Raw genomic sequence first — 15122 nt, 5'->3', positions numbered from 1 at the left:
CCGGAAGGATTGTCATGACTGAAACCGCAACACCCGTGGGCCAGTGCCCGGTCATGCACGGTGCCGTGTCGCAGCCGACGGCTGGCTCGACCAACAGCACTTGGTGGCCGAACAAGCTGAACCTGAAGATCCTCGCCAAGGACCAGCCGGTCACCAACCCGTTGGGTGAGGACTTCGACTACGCCGAGGCCTTCAAGAACGTGGACCTGGACGCCGTCAAGGCCGATCTGGCCGGCGTCATGACGGACTCGAAGGACTGGTGGCCCGCCGACTTCGGTCACTACGGTCCCTTCATGATCCGCATGGCGTGGCACTCCGCCGGCACCTACCGCAGCCACGACGGCCGCGGCGGTGGCGGTCGCGGTCAGCAGCGCTTCGCGCCGCTGAACTCCTGGCCGGACAACGTCTCCCTCGACAAGGCCCGCCGCCTGCTGTGGCCGGTCAAGAAGAAGTACGGCCAGTCGATCTCCTGGGGCGACCTCTTCATCCTCGCCGGCAACGTCGCGCTCGAGACCATGGGCCTGAAGACCTTCGGCTTCGGCGGCGGACGCGTGGACGTCTGGGAGTCAGACGAGGACATCTACTGGGGCCCGGAGAAGGTGTGGCTCGACGACGAGCGCTACACCGGCGACCGCGACCTCGAGGCGCCGCTGGCTGCCGTGCAGATGGGCCTGATCTACGTGAACCCGGAGGGCCCGAACGGCAACCCGGACCCGATCGCCTCCGGCCGCGACATCCGCGAGACCTTCACCCGCATGGGCATGACCGACGAGGAGACCGTGGCTCTGATCGCCGGCGGCCACACCTTCGGCAAGACCCACGGCGCGCACCCGGACGACAAGATGGGTCCGGACCCCGAGACCGCACCGCTCGAGAACCAGGGCATCGGCTGGAAGAACGAGTACGGCACGGGCCACGGCGACGACAGCCTGACCTCGGGCCTCGAGGTCACCTGGACCTACCACCCGACCCGCTGGGACAACGAGTTCTTCCACATCCTCTTCGCCTACGAGTGGGAGCTCTTCGAGTCCCCCGCCGGCGCGAAGCAGTGGCGCCCGAAGAACGGCGGCGGCGACGGCCTCGTGCCGATGGCCCACTCGGAGGGCAAGCGCGAGCCGCGCATGCTCACCTCGGACCTGGCTCTGCGTATGGACCCGGGCTTCGAGGCGATCTCCCGCCGTTTCAAGGACGACCAGGACGCGTTCGCCGATGCGTTCGCCCGCGCCTGGTTCAAGCTGACCCACCGCGACATGGGCCCGAAGCCGCTGTACCTCGGCCCGGAGGTCCCGGCTGAGGACCTCATCTGGCAGGATCCGCTCCCGGCCGCGCCGGAGCAGGTCATCGGCGCCGCAGACATCGACGCCCTCAAGCAGAAGATCGCCGAGTCGGGCCTGACCGTCGACCAGCTCGTCTCCACCGCGTGGAAGGCCGCTTCGACCTTCCGCGGTTCGGACAAGCGCGGCGGCGCCAACGGCGGCCGCATCCGCCTCGAGCCGCAGGTGAACTGGACGGCCAACAACCCGGCCGCCCTGAAGCCGGTCCTCGCGACCCTCGAGAACATCACCGACGAGTTCAACGCGACCGCTTCCGTGAAGGTCTCCTTCGCCGACGTCGTCGTGCTCGCCGGCGGCGTGGGCATCGAGCTGGCGGCCCAGGCCGCCGGCAAGTCGATCACGGTTCCGTTCACCCCGGGCCGCGTCGACGCGACGCAGGAGCAGACCGACCTCGACCAGTTCGCCTGGCTCGAGCCGGTCGCCGACGGCTTCCGCAACCACGACTCGGGCTACCTCAAGCTGCCGAGCGAGTACCTGCTGATCGACCGCGCCAACCAGCTCAAGCTCTCCGCGCCGGAGATGACCGTCCTCGTCGGCGGCCTGCGCGTGCTGGGCAACAACTGGGACGGGTCGGACCTGGGCGTCTTCACGACCGCGCCTGGCACGCTGACGAACGACTTCTTCGTCAACCTGCTCGAGCTGGGCATCGAGTGGACCGCCTCCGAGGACGAGCGGACCTACACGTCCAACACCGGACTCACCGGCAGCCGCGTCGACCTGGTCTTCGGCGCCAACTCCGAGCTGCGCGCCGTCGCCGAGGTCTACGCCTCCGACGACGCCGCCGACAAGTTCGTGAGCGACTTCGTCTCAGCGTGGGTCAAGGTCATGGAGCTGGACCGCTTCGACCTGAAGAAGTAGTCGGCCGCCGGCCCGCCCGGCGCATCGCGGGCACCGTCCCGCCGACCAGAAGCGTGTGGCCGCCATCCCAACAGGGGTGGCGGCCACACGTGTTTAACGCGGGGTCAGCCCTCGCGGATCGTCATGGAGGCGAGGTGGTCGCCGACGACCGCGAAGGTGAACTTGGATCGTCCGTTGGCGTGCTGGCTGCGCCAGTCGCCGACGACCTCGATGGCCTCCTCGCCGGCGTCGACCTCCTCGACCGCCAGTGTGCCGTGCGCGCCGATGAATTCGACGTCGCTCCAGGCCTTGATCTGCTCGCGGCCAGTGAAGATCCGGCCCCAGTCGTCGACGAATCCGTCCGGCGAGAACGCGTTCAGGAAGGCGTCGCCGTCGTTGCGGTTGACGGCGTCGATGAAGGACGCCACAGGTTCGGGTACAGCGGTCATGATCTAGCCTCTCCTCGGGTGAAACGAGCCTAACGCGTGGTGTATCCGCCGTTGGCGAAGATCGTCTGGCCCGTGATCCACCAGCCCTCGGTCGCCAGGAAGCGGACGATCGGGGCGATGTCCTCGATCTGCGTGAGCTGGCCGCCCATCGCCTGCGACTTGTGGAACTCGACGCGCTCCGGGGTCTCCTGCCCGTAGAAGAAGGGCGTGTCCATCGGGCCCGGGGCGATGGACGTGACGGAGATGCCGCGGGCGGCGAACTCCTTCGCGCCGGCGCGCGTGAAGTGCTCGACCGGGGACTTGCCGCCGGCGTAGGTGGAATAGCCGTCGGTGAACGCCGCCAGCAGCGACGTGGCGATCGTGACGATCTTGCCGCCGTCGTTCAGCCGCTGGCCGGCCTCCTTGATGAAGAAGTAAGCGGCCTTGGCATTGATGTCGAACATCGAGTCGTACTCGTCCTCGGTGGTCTCGACGATCGGCTTGCGCAGCACCTTGCCGACCGTGTTGACGGCGACGTCGACGCGGCCGAGCGCCTCCTCGGCGTCTGCGAAGAGCTTCTCGACGTTGGCCGGAACCGTCAGATCCCCGCCCAGCAGGACACCGCGCCGGCCGGCGGCCTCGACCGCGGCAAGCGTCTCTTCCGCGTCGGGCCGGGTGGACTCCGAGTTGAAATGGATGGCCACGTCCGCCCCGGCCTCTGCCATCTGGCGGGAGACGAGGCCCCCGAGGTTCTTGCCGCCGCCGGCGACGAGAACCACTCGATCTTTCAGGTCATGCGTAGTCATGGTGAGCCTTTCCTATCTGATCGATCCACCGATGTATATCGGCGCTATATTGCTACTATAGCGATATGACAGGAACGCGCAATACCGATACACGGGAGCGACTGCTCGAGGCCGCCGCGGACCTCATCGCGGCCCATCCGGGCCAGGACGTCCCCCTGCGCGCCATCTGCGAGCGCGTCGGAGTCAAAATGCCGACGCTCTACCATTTCTTCGGCAATAAGGAGGGCCTGCTGGGCGCCGTCGTCGAGCACGGCTTCGACCTCTACATGGCTCTGAAGACGCAGGCCGAACCGGATCCGGACCCGCTGCGGAACCTCCGCTCCGGATGGGACCTGCACGTGTCCTTCGGGCTGGAGAATCCGGCCTTCTACGCACTCATGTACGGGCAGGTCGCCCCGGGAAGCCGCAGCACCGCGGAGGATCGACCAACCAGGGCGCTGCTCGGCCTCATGGAGCAGGCGCACGCGCAGGGTCGACTCCGGGTCGATCCGCAGCAGGCCACGGACCACGTCCTGGCCGCCAATATCGGCGTCACGCTGCGCCAGATCATCACCCGCACCCCGGACCCCGCGCTGTCTGCCGCGATGCGCGAGGCGACGATCGAGGCGATCACCGGCCTGTCAGCGCCCGCGGCAAACGTCGGGCCAGCGGAGCAGGCCAGCGCACTGCTGGCCGCTCTGCCTCTGGCCTCGGAGGGATTCTCCGCCCCGGAAGCCGACCTGCTCCGGCACTGGCTGGGTCGCATCGCTTCCAGACGAACCCCCTCCCCGCCGAGCGGGGCCAGCACCTGACCTCACGGCGCGCCAGATGTGACGTGAAACATATCTGCCACAAGTTTGAGGCAGGATGGACCCATGACCGATTCGCAGCCCGCACCCTTGCTGGAGATCTCCGACCTGGCCGTCGATTTCAAGACCATGCACGGCGAGGTCTCCGCCATCCACAGCGCGAGCCTCACGCTGCAGCCGGGCCGCACCCTCGCCATCGTCGGCGAATCCGGTTCGGGAAAGAGCACGACGGCGATGGCCGCCATCGGGCTGCTGCCGTCGAACGCCCTGGTCCGCGGAAGCGTGCGACTCGACGGGCGCGAGCTCCTCGGCCTGCCCGAGCCGGAGCTGCAGAAGATCCGCGGCAAGCACATCGGCATGGTGCCGCAGGACCCCATGTCCAACCTGAACCCCGTCTCGAAGATCGGCACCCAGGTCGCCGAGACCCTGCTCGCCCACGGCATGGCAACCAAGAAGGACGTCGACGCGAAAGTCGTCGCGACCCTTGAGGCCGCCGGAATCCCGGACGCCAAAGCCCGCGCGAAGATGTACCCGCACGAATTCTCGGGCGGCCTCCGCCAGCGCGCGCTCATCGCGATCGGGCTCGCCTGCCGGCCGCGCCTGCTCATCGCCGACGAGCCGACGTCGGCCCTCGACGTGACCGTCCAGCACGTGATCCTCGATCAGATCCAGCAGATGACCGAGGAGGCCGGCACGGCCGTCCTGCTCATCACCCACGACCTCGGCCTGGCCGCGGAGCGCGCTTCGGAACTCGTCGTCATGCACCGCGGTCACGTCGTCGAGGCGGGCAACGCGAAGCAGTTGCTCGAGGACCCACAGCACCCCTACACGCGCTCGCTGGTCGCGGCGGCCCCCTCGGTGGCGGCCGCCCGCCTGCTGCCCGGGGCCTACACCGCGGACCTCGAGGAACGCGCGAAAGCCGCTGCCGACGTCATACCCGAGGACATGCCCGCGGAGGCGGCGGACAACATCGTGGAGATCCGCGACCTGACCAAGGTCTACAAACGGCGCGGATCGCGGGAGGACTTCTACGCGACGAAGAACGTCTCGCTCGAGATCCCGCGCGGGTCGACGGTCGCGATCGTCGGCGAGTCAGGGTCGGGCAAGACGACGACGGCACGCATGCTGCTGAAGGTCATCGACCCCACGAGCGGAACGATGCTCTTCGACGGGCAGGACGTCGCGACGCTCGACAAGGCGGCGCTCGACGACTTCCGGCAGCGCGTGCAGCCCGTGTTCCAGGACCCGTACTCGTCCCTGAACCCGATGTTCACCGTCGGCCGGATCATCGAGGAGCCGCTCAAGGCCTACAAGCGCGGCACCCCGGCCGAGCGGCGGGCGCGCGTGCAGGAACTCATGGAGCAGGTGGCGCTGCCGGTCGCGATGCTGCGCCGCTACCCGTCGGAGCTCTCGGGCGGTCAGCGGCAGCGCGTGGCGATCGCGCGGGCGCTCGCGCTGAAGCCGGAGCTGATCGTGTGCGACGAGCCGGTCTCGGCGCTCGACGTCCTGGTGCAGGACCAGATCCTCAAGCTGCTCGGTTCACTCCAAAAGGAGATGGGGCTCAGCTACCTGTTCATCTCGCACGACCTCGCCGTGGTGCGGCTGATCTCCGACTTCGTATGCGTGATGAAGGACGGCGAGCTGGTGGAAGCGGCGTCCAGCGAGGAGATCTTCACGAACCCGCGGCACCCGTACACGCGGCGGCTGCTGGCGTCGATTCCGGGCAACGAGCTGCGCATCGACCTCGACGGCGACGCGGCGTGACGGCCCGGCCTCAGGGATGACCCTGATTCATACCCCCATTTTCCCGAGGTCGGGTTCCCTCGGAGCCGATCCCACCTAGGCTGGGAACATGAGACGCCCGCTCCCCGCCCTCGCCGCCGCCATTCTGCTCACCGCGGCCACGGGCTGCTCCGTCGCGGCACCCGTCGTCGGCCCGGACTCGGAGTCCCAGAGCTTCTCACTCGACGGCGACGCGTTGAGCATCGACTCGCACAACGGCGACATCAGCGTCACCGCGAGCGACGTCGACGACGTCGAAGTGCGCCGCGAGCTCGCGGGCACCGTGCTGATCGGCGTGGACAGGGCGGACTGGTCGATCTCCGACGACCGGCTGAATCTGGAACGTGCCTGCACAGGGCTGAACTGGTGCCGGACCACCTACGAGGTGGTGGTGCCCCACGGCGTCGCGCTCGAGCTGACCGGCCGCAACGGATCGATCGGGCTCGCCGGCCTCGACAACGGGGTCGCGGTCACAACGCGCAATGGAGCGGTGACGGTCGAGGACGTCAGCGGCGGTCTCGACATCTCCAGCCGCAACGGAGCCCTCGCACTGAAGGACACCTCGGGCCGCATCGACGTATCCACTCGCAACGGCCGGGTGGAGGTCCGCGAGGCGAGCGCCGACGTCGTACGGATCGAAACCAACAACGGCGACGTGGACGCCCGCCTCGCTGCCGTCCCGTCGGACGTCGAGATCGAGACCCGCAACGGGGCCGTGGAAGTTGAGCTTCCCGGCGGCCCGTACGACGTGTCGGTGTCCACGAACAACGGCCGGCAGGACATCGAGGTCCCGACGGATCCCTCGAGTGACCAGCGGGTGCGTGTCGCGACGAGGAACGGTTCGGTGGACGTCACCCCGCGTTGAACCACTGTCCCGCGTCCGACCCGGAACGACGCTACGGCGCGCCGAGGAGCCGGCGCAGCTGGATGACCGCCCGACCGAACCCCTGTCGCCCGCCCTCCCTCGTGAATCGGAAATTGCGCCAGCCACGGGCAGAGAACGCCTCGTCGCGACGGATGTCGCGCTCGAACTGCTCCGCCGTCCGGTGGTGCGCACCCTCGTCTCCGGCGGCGAATCCGATCCCACCCGGATGAGGTCCAGCGCCCTGCGCGCCATGCGGGTGCCGTTCAACCCCCGATGGTCGTCGACGTGCGCTTCAAGTCCGGACAGCGTCGCCCATGGTTCGTTTCTCCCGTCGAGCCGCCGATAGGGGCGGCGGACCAGCTGATCCCCGAGAACGATCATTTCATCGAGAGACAGCAAGGGTGCGAGGTCGAGCCACGTGCGCACGGGCGTGGAGACGGCCGCAGTCAGACCCGCTGGTGCGTGCGCCACACGATCGAACCGGAGCACATCCTCGGCCCGGGCGATCATGGCGTGGCCGGCGAACCCAGCTGCCCGCACCGTCCGCTGCAGCCGCGGCAGGCTCACGTGGAGCCGCGGATCCCGGGCGATCGACGCCGGAATCCAGAGTCCGTGCGCCTTGGCCGCGCTCGCATGCGACAGCCAGAGTTCGGGTCGCCAATATCGGAGCGCGGCCGCCCGGGCGAGCTCCGTCGGCTCGTCGACACCGTGCGCGTAGAGGCCCGCAGCCAGGGCGGTGATATCTCCGGCTCTGAGTCTGGATCTCGTGACACCTGCATCCAGCGCCTGTCGCACGCTGAAAACGCAGTTCTGCAGTTCGGCCGGCATCTGGCTACGAGGCGTCATGAGTCCATGCTCGACGAGAAAGCGACCTCCTCGCGGGTATCCACAGCCGCAGTCCTGCAGCGGTCGTCTCGCGTCGTCGTTCTGAGCGACAGCAGCGCCGAGAAGTCGCCCATTTCGACGACGGGCGCGGTCGGCACCACCGCAGGAGGCCTCGGCCGCGGCCCACCGGGAATGAATCCCGAAATTTACTTGTTCCTTCAACTAAATAGCAGGACCGCGACGGTCCGCGACAGGTTGGAGTTGAAGCACATGAGCACGGCGATGGACACCCTGGACCGCCTCGACGCCCGCAGCGACGTCGGGACCGTGACCCTCAAAGTCGGCAATCTGGACTCACAGATCCGCTACTACACCGAAGGCGTGGGTCTCGACGTCATCGCCCAGGCCGGGCCGAGCGCCGTCCTCGGCCGGAACGGCGCCCCGACCATGATCCTCGAACACGCACCCGCCCTGCGGCACGCACCGGACGGCGCAGCGGGCCTCTTCCACACCGCGATCCTCTTCTCCTCCCGCGCCGACCTGGCCGCCGCGGTCCAGCGCGTGGCCGCCTGGTCCGCGGGCCGCTTCCTCGGCGCGTCGGACCACCTCGTCTCGGAGGCCTTCTACTTCGACGACCCCGAGGGCAACGGCGTCGAGCTCTACTTCGACCGCCCGCGCGAGACCTGGCGGTGGGACGGCGATCGCGTCGCGATGGACACCGTCTTCCTGGACCCGCGCCGCTACCTGCAACTTCACCTCGCCGACCCCGCGATCCCACGCGGCGAAGCGAAGGTCGGCCACGTGCACCTCAAGGTGGGCGACGTCGCGACCGCGCGCGAGTTCTACGCGGGCGTCGTCGGCTTCGACGTCACCGCGACGATCGGCAACAGCGCCGTGTTCTTCTCCGTCGGCGGCTACCACCACCACCTCGCTGCCAACACGTGGAACTCGCGCGGCGCCACCGGACGCGAACCCTCGCTCGGTCTCGGCGAAATCGACCTGACAGTGTCCGACGAGGAGGCGGTGGGCGCCCTGCGGGAGCGGCTCACGTCCAGCTCGGTCCCCTGGTACGACGACGGTCGCACGCTCACGTTCGAGGACCCCTGGAACAACGCGCTGCGCATCACAGCCGGCTGATCCGGGGGGGCGGCTCGCGCCTGCATACAGGCGAGCGCGGCGTCCGCCACACTCTCCGCCCGAGGCTCGTGACCGAATCCCGCCAGCGAAGAACTTGCGCGTGCGGCAGGATGAACCCATGACCAAGACCGGCGACGCGACCACCTTCGAGGACTTGCCGTTCGACGCCAAGTACACGGCGATCGACGCGCGCGACGCGCGTTTCGACGGCGCCTTCTACACGGCCGTGTTCACGACAGGCATCTACTGCCGGCCGTCGTGCCCGGCGCCGACCCCGAAGCGGGAGAACGTGACGTTCCTGCGGACCGCGGCCGAAGCGCAGGTTCGCGGCTTCCGGCCGTGCCTGCGCTGCTTCCCCGAGGCGCTGCCCGGCTCACCCGCTTGGGACCCCGCGGCGACGCTCGCCGGCCGTGCCCTCGCCCTGATCGACGACGGCGCGCTGGACTCCGGCGACGACGGCGTGCTCGCCGCACGTGCCGCCGTCGAAAGCCCACCCACGGTCCCCGCGCTCGCCTCACGCCTGGGCGTCTCGGTGCGGACACTGAACCGGGCGCTCGTCGAGGCCACCGGTGCGCCGGCGTTGGCCCACGCCCGCGCACGGCGCGCCCGCGGCGCCTTCCGCCTCCTCGCCTCCACCGAGCTGCCCGTCGCCGACGTGGCGTTCTCCGCCGGATTCGGCAGCATCCGGCAGTTCAACGACACGATCCGCGCCGTGTTCAACCGCTCCCCGGGCGAACTGCGCACGGCGTCACGACAGGCGGGCGGCACCACCGAACGGGTGGCAGCGGCGCCCGTCGCACTCAGCGCCCGCCTGCCGGTGCGCGGCGGGCTCGACTGGGCGGGGTTGAGCAGCTGGTTCGCCGCGCGCACGGTCGCCGGAATGGACCGGATCGAGGACGGCCACTATGAGCGCGCGCTCGCTCTGCCGAACGGCCGCGGCCTGCTCCGCCTGGGCCCCGACGCGTCGGGCGTCCTGCGTGCCCGGATCGCGCTCGATGACGCCCGCGACCTCCCAGCGGCCGTCGCCACCGCCCGCCGCCTCACCGACGCCGACGCCGACCTGCCCGGCATCGAGTCCGCGCTCTCCCGCACCGCCTGGCTGACTCCGCTCGTCGGCGCGCGCCCGGGCACGCGCATCCCCGGGATCCCGACCCTGCACGAGGCCGTCCTGCGCGCCGTCACCGGCCAGCAGATCACGGTCGCCGCGGGTCAACGCCTCATGGCCGCCGCGGTTCGCGCCGCGCGAGCCGACTCCGCGCCTGCCGGGGGCGGGTACGACGGCGGGGCGCCGCCGTCGTCCTCCGAACTGCGCCCGTTCCCGAGCGCGAGTGCCGCGCTCGCGAGCCTGGGCGACTGGTACCGGGGGCCGGCGGCTCGCCGGGCGACCATCGAACGCGTGCTGGCGCTGCTCGCGGAGAACCCGGCAGCGCCCGACGCGGACATGCTCGAGCGGCTCGCGGTCCTCAAGGGCGTGGGCCCGTGGACGCTCGCCTACACGCGGCTGCGCGCGCTCGGCGACCCCGACGTGGACCTCAGCGGCGATGCCGCTCTCGCCACCAACGCGCGGGCGCTCGGCCTCGCCGAAAGCCGCGCCGACCTCGCCGCGGAGCTCGAGGCAACGCGGCCGTGGCGCTCCTACGCCGCCGCGCACTTATGGGCCGCCGCGCCCGCACCATCACCAGCGACAGCCCCCGGAGGAGCATCATGAAGCATCTGATCACCGACGCGCCGGAACTCGCGGCCACTCCGATCGGCCCCTTGACCATCGCCGCCGACGCGGGCCGGCTGACCGGGATCTGGTTCGCCGACCACCGTTTCCAGCCGTCGCCCGAGCGGCTCGGCGAGCAGGTTCGCCCCGGGGACGACCCACTGCTCGACGAGGCGGCAGCGCAGTTGGCGGCCTACGCGGCGGGCAGCGCGGACGGCTTCGACCTCCCCCTGGGCGCGCCGGGCACACCCCGCCAGAAGGCCGTGTGGGACCAGTTGTGCGGGATCCCGCGCGGGAGCACCGTGACGTACGGCGAGATCGCACGGGCCGTCGGTTCGCCGCGCGGGGCGCAGGCGGTCGGCCAGGCCGTCGGGCGCAATCCGCTGAGCATCGTGTTCCCGTGCCACCGCGTGCTCGGTTCCGGCGGCGGCCTCACCGGCTACGCCGGGGGCGCCGAACGCAAGCAATTCCTGCTGGCGCTGGAGGGCGCGACCCTCGCCTGACGTCAGTAGAACTCCACGGTGTCGACGCGGTTGATCAGCGGCTCTCCATCGAGCAGGCGTGTCGCGTTGCGCGCGAACAGTTTGGCGATGCGCCCCGCCTCCTGCCGGCTCAGTGCGGCGGTGTGCGGGCTCGCGAGAACCCGAGGATGCTCCCACAGGGGGCTCGACGCCGGCAGCGGTTCGGTCGCGAAGACATCGAGTGCGGCGAACCCGATCCGTCCGTCGTCGAGCGCGGGCAGGAGAGCCTCCTCGTCGATCACCGTTCCGCGGCCGACGTTGACCAGGATCGTACCGGGCTTGACGGCGGCGAAGACGTCGGCGCCGATGAGCTTCTCAGTCGACGGCGTCCCGGGCAGCGTCACGATGATCGCGTCAACCTCTCCCGCCGCCTTGGTGAGGTCCTCGAGCGGGACGACACGGTCGACGTGCTCTACGCGGCGCCCGCTGCGGGAGGTGCCCCACACGGTGGAGCCGCAGGCAGCGAACCGGGCCGCGGTTGCCGCCCCGATGCCCCCGAGGCCCACGACGAGGACCGTCATCTCGTCGAGGTGACGCATGTACCGCCGCTCGGCGGGCCACAGCTTCGCCGCCTGATCGCGCTCGAGCTGACGCAGATCCTTCGCGCCGGCGAGCACGCCGAACAGCGCGAACTCGGCGAGTGTGGAGCCGTGCACACCGGCGCTTGTCGTGAACGCGACGCGCTCGAGTTCGTCCGGCGAGAGGTCAGCGGCCCGCACCTGCGCCCCGCCGCCGGCCGCCATGGTGTGCACCCACCGCAGCCCGGGATTCGCCCGAATGGTCCGCGCCAGCAGCGCCGGATCGACGTCGGGAATGCCGAACAGCGCGTCGGCTCCGGCGAGCAATTCCGCGAACTCCGCCTCCTGCTCGGCGGTGCGCTCGAATCCGGGGTCGCCCTCCCAATCCCCGTTCCAGCGCGCTGGTCGGTTCAGTCCGGGGCGGCGCAGCACACGCACGCGCGGCTCGAGCCGCTCGATCAGTTCACAATCGCCCTGCGGGAGGTCGACCGCGAGACCGACCTGTAGGGTCTGAGAAGTGGGGTTCATCAGCGGGTTTCCTTCCGGTTCCACCCACCCTATCGGCCCGCCCGCGCACCCTACGGATCCACGTCACCAAATGAAAGACTTGCTGCGATGACGCATCAGGACCGCACCGCACCGCTCGTCGGCGTCATCGGGCTCGGCGCCATGGGCGCCCCGATGGCCCGCCATCTCGCCGTGAGCCACGGTCGCGCGGCCGTCACGGCCCGCCGGCCGCGCGACGAGGTCATGACCGAGCTCCTCCTCGGCTCCCCTGCCGCCGCCATCGACTGGCACGACGCCCCCGCCTCCCTCGGTCGCGCGTGCGACATCGTACTGCTCATGGTCCCCGACCTCCCGCAGGTCATCGAATTGCTGGACGGTCCCGCCGGCCTCGCCGCCGGGGCGGCTGACCGCCCCCGGGACGCCGATCCGCTGCTCGTCGTCGTCGGCTCCACGTGCTCGGCACCCGGCATCCAGGAACTCGGCCAGCGACTCGAGGGCGCGACCGGCGGGCGCGTCCACCTCGTCGACGCGCCGGTTTCCGGCGGGGAGGACGGCGCGATCGCCGGCACCCTGTCGATCATGATGGGCGGAACGGAGGACGACTGCGCCCGCGCCACCCGTGCACTCGCCCCGTGCGGGACCCCGGTCCGACTTGGCCCGCTCGGCGCCGGCGAGGTCGCCAAGGCGTGCAACCAGCTGGTCGTCAGCGCGACGATCCTGGCCCTCGGCGAGGCCACCGTCCTAGCCGAACGCTCCGGCATCGACGTCGGCCAGATGTGGGACCTGCTTGGCCACGGCTACGCGTCCTCGCGCCTGCTCGACACCCGCAAGGACAAGCTCGTGGGCCGCGACGACAGCCCCTCGGGCGCCGCCAAGTACCTGCTCAAGGACCTCGGCTGCGGGCTCGAAGTCGCCGAATCCACCGCCACCCGGGCCGCTCTCCTGCCGGCACTGCACGAGACTTTCACGGAGATCGTCGACTCGGGTCTCGGCGACCGCGATATGGCCGTCACCCGTCGATTCGTCGCCGAACGGTAGTGGCGGGTCGCCCCGCTGACGGTGCCGGTTCTAGCGGGCGCGGGACTTCGGGTCCAGCGCCTCGCGCAGGGACTCGCCGAGGAGCGTGAACCCGAGCGCGGTGACCGCGATGCAGATGCCCGGCAGGAACGCCAGCTGCGGGGCGATGCTCAGCTCCGCCTGGGCGTAGGTGAGCATGCGGCCCCATTCGGCTTCGTAGGGCACGCCGCCGCCCAGGCCCAGGAAGGACAGGGCCGCCGCGTCGATGACCGCCGTGGCCAAGGTCAGCGTCGCCTGCACGATGACCGGTCCGACCGAGTTCGGGAGCAGGTGACTCATCGTGATGGTACGCCGGCTCAGGCCCAGGGTCTGCGCCGCGAGGATGTAGTCGGAGCCCTTCTGCGCCAGGATCGACGAGCGCAGCAGGCGGGCGAAGATGGGGACCGCGGAGACGCCAATCGCGATCATGATCGCGTACTCGCCCTGGCCCAGCACCGCGGCGATGGACACGGCCAGCAGCAGGTTCGGCACCGAGAGCAGGATGTCCACGAAGCGCATGATGACGTTGTCGACCCAGCCGCCGAACCCGCCGGCGAGCAGACCCAGGATCATGCCGCCGACGAGTCCGAACGCGGTGGAGACGATGCCGATCATGAGGGAGGACTGCGCTCCCCAGATCAGCTTCGAGAGCACGTCGCCGCCGAACCGGTCGAGGCCGAGGGCGTACCCCTCCACCTCGCCGGGACCGGGGATGTGCGTCGGGGTGATGTCGCGGCGCCCGGGCAGCTCCTCGCCGCCGAACGGCGCCAGGACAGGGGCCAGCACGGCCACCAGGAGGAACGCGGTGACGATCACGGCACCGACGATCGCCGCCGGATTGCGGCGCAGCCGGATGAACGCCTCGCCCCACACGCTGGTGCCGCGCCCCTCGGGTTCCGGCGCTTTTCCGGTCGGTGCCGCGGCGCCGGCCGCCGCCGTCGTACCGGGCACCGGTGCAGGGCCGCGGCCAGGGCTGGGAGGAAGATTCTGGCTCATTGCACACGCACCCTCGGGTCGATCAGGTTGTAGGACACGTCCACCAACAGATTGATCAGCGAATAGATCACCGCGATGAAGATGATGAAGCCCTGCAACACCGGATAGTCGAGATAGAAGATCGCATCCCGGAGGAACCGTCCGATCCCGTTGAACGCGAAGACAGTCTCGGTCAGCACGGCGCCCGAGATCAGCAGGCCGAGCTGCAGGCCGATCGTGGTGGTCACCGGCAGCATCGCGTTGCGCAGCACGAACCGGTTGCGGATCAGGGTGGCGCTGATGCCCTTGGCCCGGGCCGTGCGCACGTAGTCCGCGTTCACGACTTCGAGCACGGACGCGCGGGTGATGCGCACGATGATCGCCAGCGGGATGGTGCCGAGCGCGATCCCCGGCAGCACCAAGTGCATGAACGCGTCCCACGCCGCGTCCCACTCCTGCGTCAGGAACCCGTCGAGCACGTAGTAGTCGGTGACGTGGGTGGCGTTGATGCGTGGATTCTGCCGACCGTCGGTCGGGAACCAGCCGAGCCGGATCGCGAAGATCCACTTGAGGATGAACGCCAGGAAGAACACCGGGATGACCACCCCGCCGAGCGAGAGGAAGACCGAGAACTGGTCCTGCCAGCGCCCGACGTGCTTCGCCGCCCAGTAGCCGAGCGGGATTCCGAGCCCGACCGCGAACACGAGCGCGATCGCCGTCAGCTCCAGCGTGGCCGGGAACCGCGTGGCGAACTCGTCGAGCACGGGCCGGCCGGTGCGCAGGCTGACGCCGAAGTCACCCGTGAGCAGCTTGCCCATGTAGGTCAGGTACTGCTCGATGAACGGCTTGTCGAAGCCGTAGAGGCGATTGACCTGGGCCACCGCCTCGGGCGTCGCCTTGTCGCCGAGCAGGGCCGTCGCGGGGCCGCCGGGCAGGCTGCGAACCCACAGGAACAGCAACAGCGACAGGCCGAAGAGCGTGGGAACCAGCAGCGCGAGTCGCTTGCCGATCGTACGTAGCACGTGCGTCCTCTCC

Annotated in this window: 13 protein-coding genes; 8 read left to right on the top strand and 5 right to left on the bottom strand. The window is 69.9% G+C overall.

The features are described from left to right. Positions 1–14: 14 nt before the first annotated feature. Positions 15–2192 (top strand): catalase/peroxidase HPI, encoded by a 2178-nt coding sequence (gene katG / locus EV380_RS14955; protein ID WP_130451784.1) that lies wholly within the window; start codon positions 15–17, stop codon positions 2190–2192. A 104-nt stretch (positions 2193–2296) separates the two neighbouring features. Here katG and EV380_RS14950 read toward each other — a convergent pair whose 3' ends face one another. After that, entirely contained in the window at positions 2297–2620 is a 324-nt protein-coding gene (locus EV380_RS14950; RefSeq protein ID WP_207219446.1) for a Cif family virulence factor, read from the bottom strand. Positions 2621–2649: 29 nt separating this feature from the next. After that, positions 2650–3405, bottom strand: a complete 756-nt coding sequence (locus EV380_RS14945) for an SDR family oxidoreductase (protein ID WP_130451782.1) — start codon at positions 3403–3405, stop codon at positions 2650–2652. A 65-nt stretch (positions 3406–3470) separates the two neighbouring features. On the opposite strand from EV380_RS14945, the gene EV380_RS14940 reads away from it, so the two are divergent. From EV380_RS14940 to EV380_RS14915, 6 genes are all read left to right on the top strand, one after another. Further along, the gene (locus EV380_RS14940; RefSeq protein WP_130451781.1) at positions 3471–4196 is read left to right on the top strand and encodes a TetR/AcrR family transcriptional regulator; all 726 of its coding nucleotides are present in this window, start codon (positions 3471–3473) and stop codon (positions 4194–4196) included. 63 nt (positions 4197–4259) lie between these two features. After that, entirely contained in the window at positions 4260–5957 is a 1698-nt protein-coding gene (locus EV380_RS14935; RefSeq protein WP_130451780.1) for a dipeptide ABC transporter ATP-binding protein, read from the top strand. Between the two features lie 88 nt (positions 5958–6045). Beyond that, on the top strand, positions 6046–6840 hold the full coding sequence (locus EV380_RS14930; protein ID WP_102158262.1) for a DUF4097 family beta strand repeat-containing protein: 795 nt from the start codon (positions 6046–6048) through the stop codon (positions 6838–6840). Positions 6841–7935: 1095 nt separating this feature from the next. Next, positions 7936–8802 (top strand): VOC family protein, encoded by an 867-nt coding sequence (locus EV380_RS14925; RefSeq protein ID WP_130451779.1) that lies wholly within the window; start codon positions 7936–7938, stop codon positions 8800–8802. Between the two features lie 118 nt (positions 8803–8920). Continuing rightward, the gene (locus EV380_RS14920) at positions 8921–10510 is read left to right on the top strand and encodes a bifunctional transcriptional activator/DNA repair enzyme AdaA (protein ID WP_130451778.1); all 1590 of its coding nucleotides are present in this window, start codon (positions 8921–8923) and stop codon (positions 10508–10510) included. Then, positions 10507–11013: a methylated-DNA--[protein]-cysteine S-methyltransferase gene (locus EV380_RS14915; RefSeq protein WP_130451777.1), complete on the top strand. Its 507-nt coding sequence runs from the start codon at positions 10507–10509 to the stop codon at positions 11011–11013. Before EV380_RS14920 ends, EV380_RS14915 begins: the two co-directional genes overlap by 4 nt. A 2-nt stretch (positions 11014–11015) precedes the next feature. On the opposite strand, the gene EV380_RS14910 is transcribed toward EV380_RS14915, so the two are convergent. Beyond that, a complete protein-coding gene (locus EV380_RS14910; protein WP_130451776.1) occupies positions 11016–12077 on the bottom strand; it encodes a D-2-hydroxyacid dehydrogenase in 1062 nt (353 codons plus the stop codon). A gap of 87 nt (positions 12078–12164) precedes the next feature. Here EV380_RS14910 and EV380_RS14905 point away from each other — a divergent pair, with 87 nt between their 5' ends. Further along, entirely contained in the window at positions 12165–13094 is a 930-nt protein-coding gene (locus EV380_RS14905) for an NAD(P)-dependent oxidoreductase (protein ID WP_130451775.1), read from the top strand. Positions 13095–13124: 30 nt separating this feature from the next. Here the strand turns inward: EV380_RS14905 and EV380_RS14900 are convergent, their stop codons facing one another. Together EV380_RS14900 and EV380_RS14895 are read right to left on the bottom strand one after the other, a co-directional pair. Continuing rightward, positions 13125–14108 carry an ABC transporter permease gene (locus tag EV380_RS14900; protein WP_130451774.1) on the bottom strand — a complete coding sequence of 328 codons (984 nt, stop codon included), beginning with the start codon at positions 14106–14108 and terminating at the stop codon, positions 13125–13127. Beyond that, positions 14105–15109: an ABC transporter permease gene (locus EV380_RS14895; RefSeq protein ID WP_102158255.1), complete on the bottom strand. Its 1005-nt coding sequence runs from the start codon at positions 15107–15109 to the stop codon at positions 14105–14107. The genes EV380_RS14900 and EV380_RS14895 overlap by 4 nt, the downstream gene beginning before the upstream one ends. Between the last annotated feature and the right edge of the window lie 13 nt (positions 15110–15122).

Source organism: Zhihengliuella halotolerans, from assembly GCF_004217565.1.
GTDB lineage: Bacteria > Actinomycetota > Actinomycetes > Actinomycetales > Micrococcaceae > Zhihengliuella > Zhihengliuella halotolerans.
This window is presented reverse-complemented; position numbering and strand designations above follow the sequence as displayed.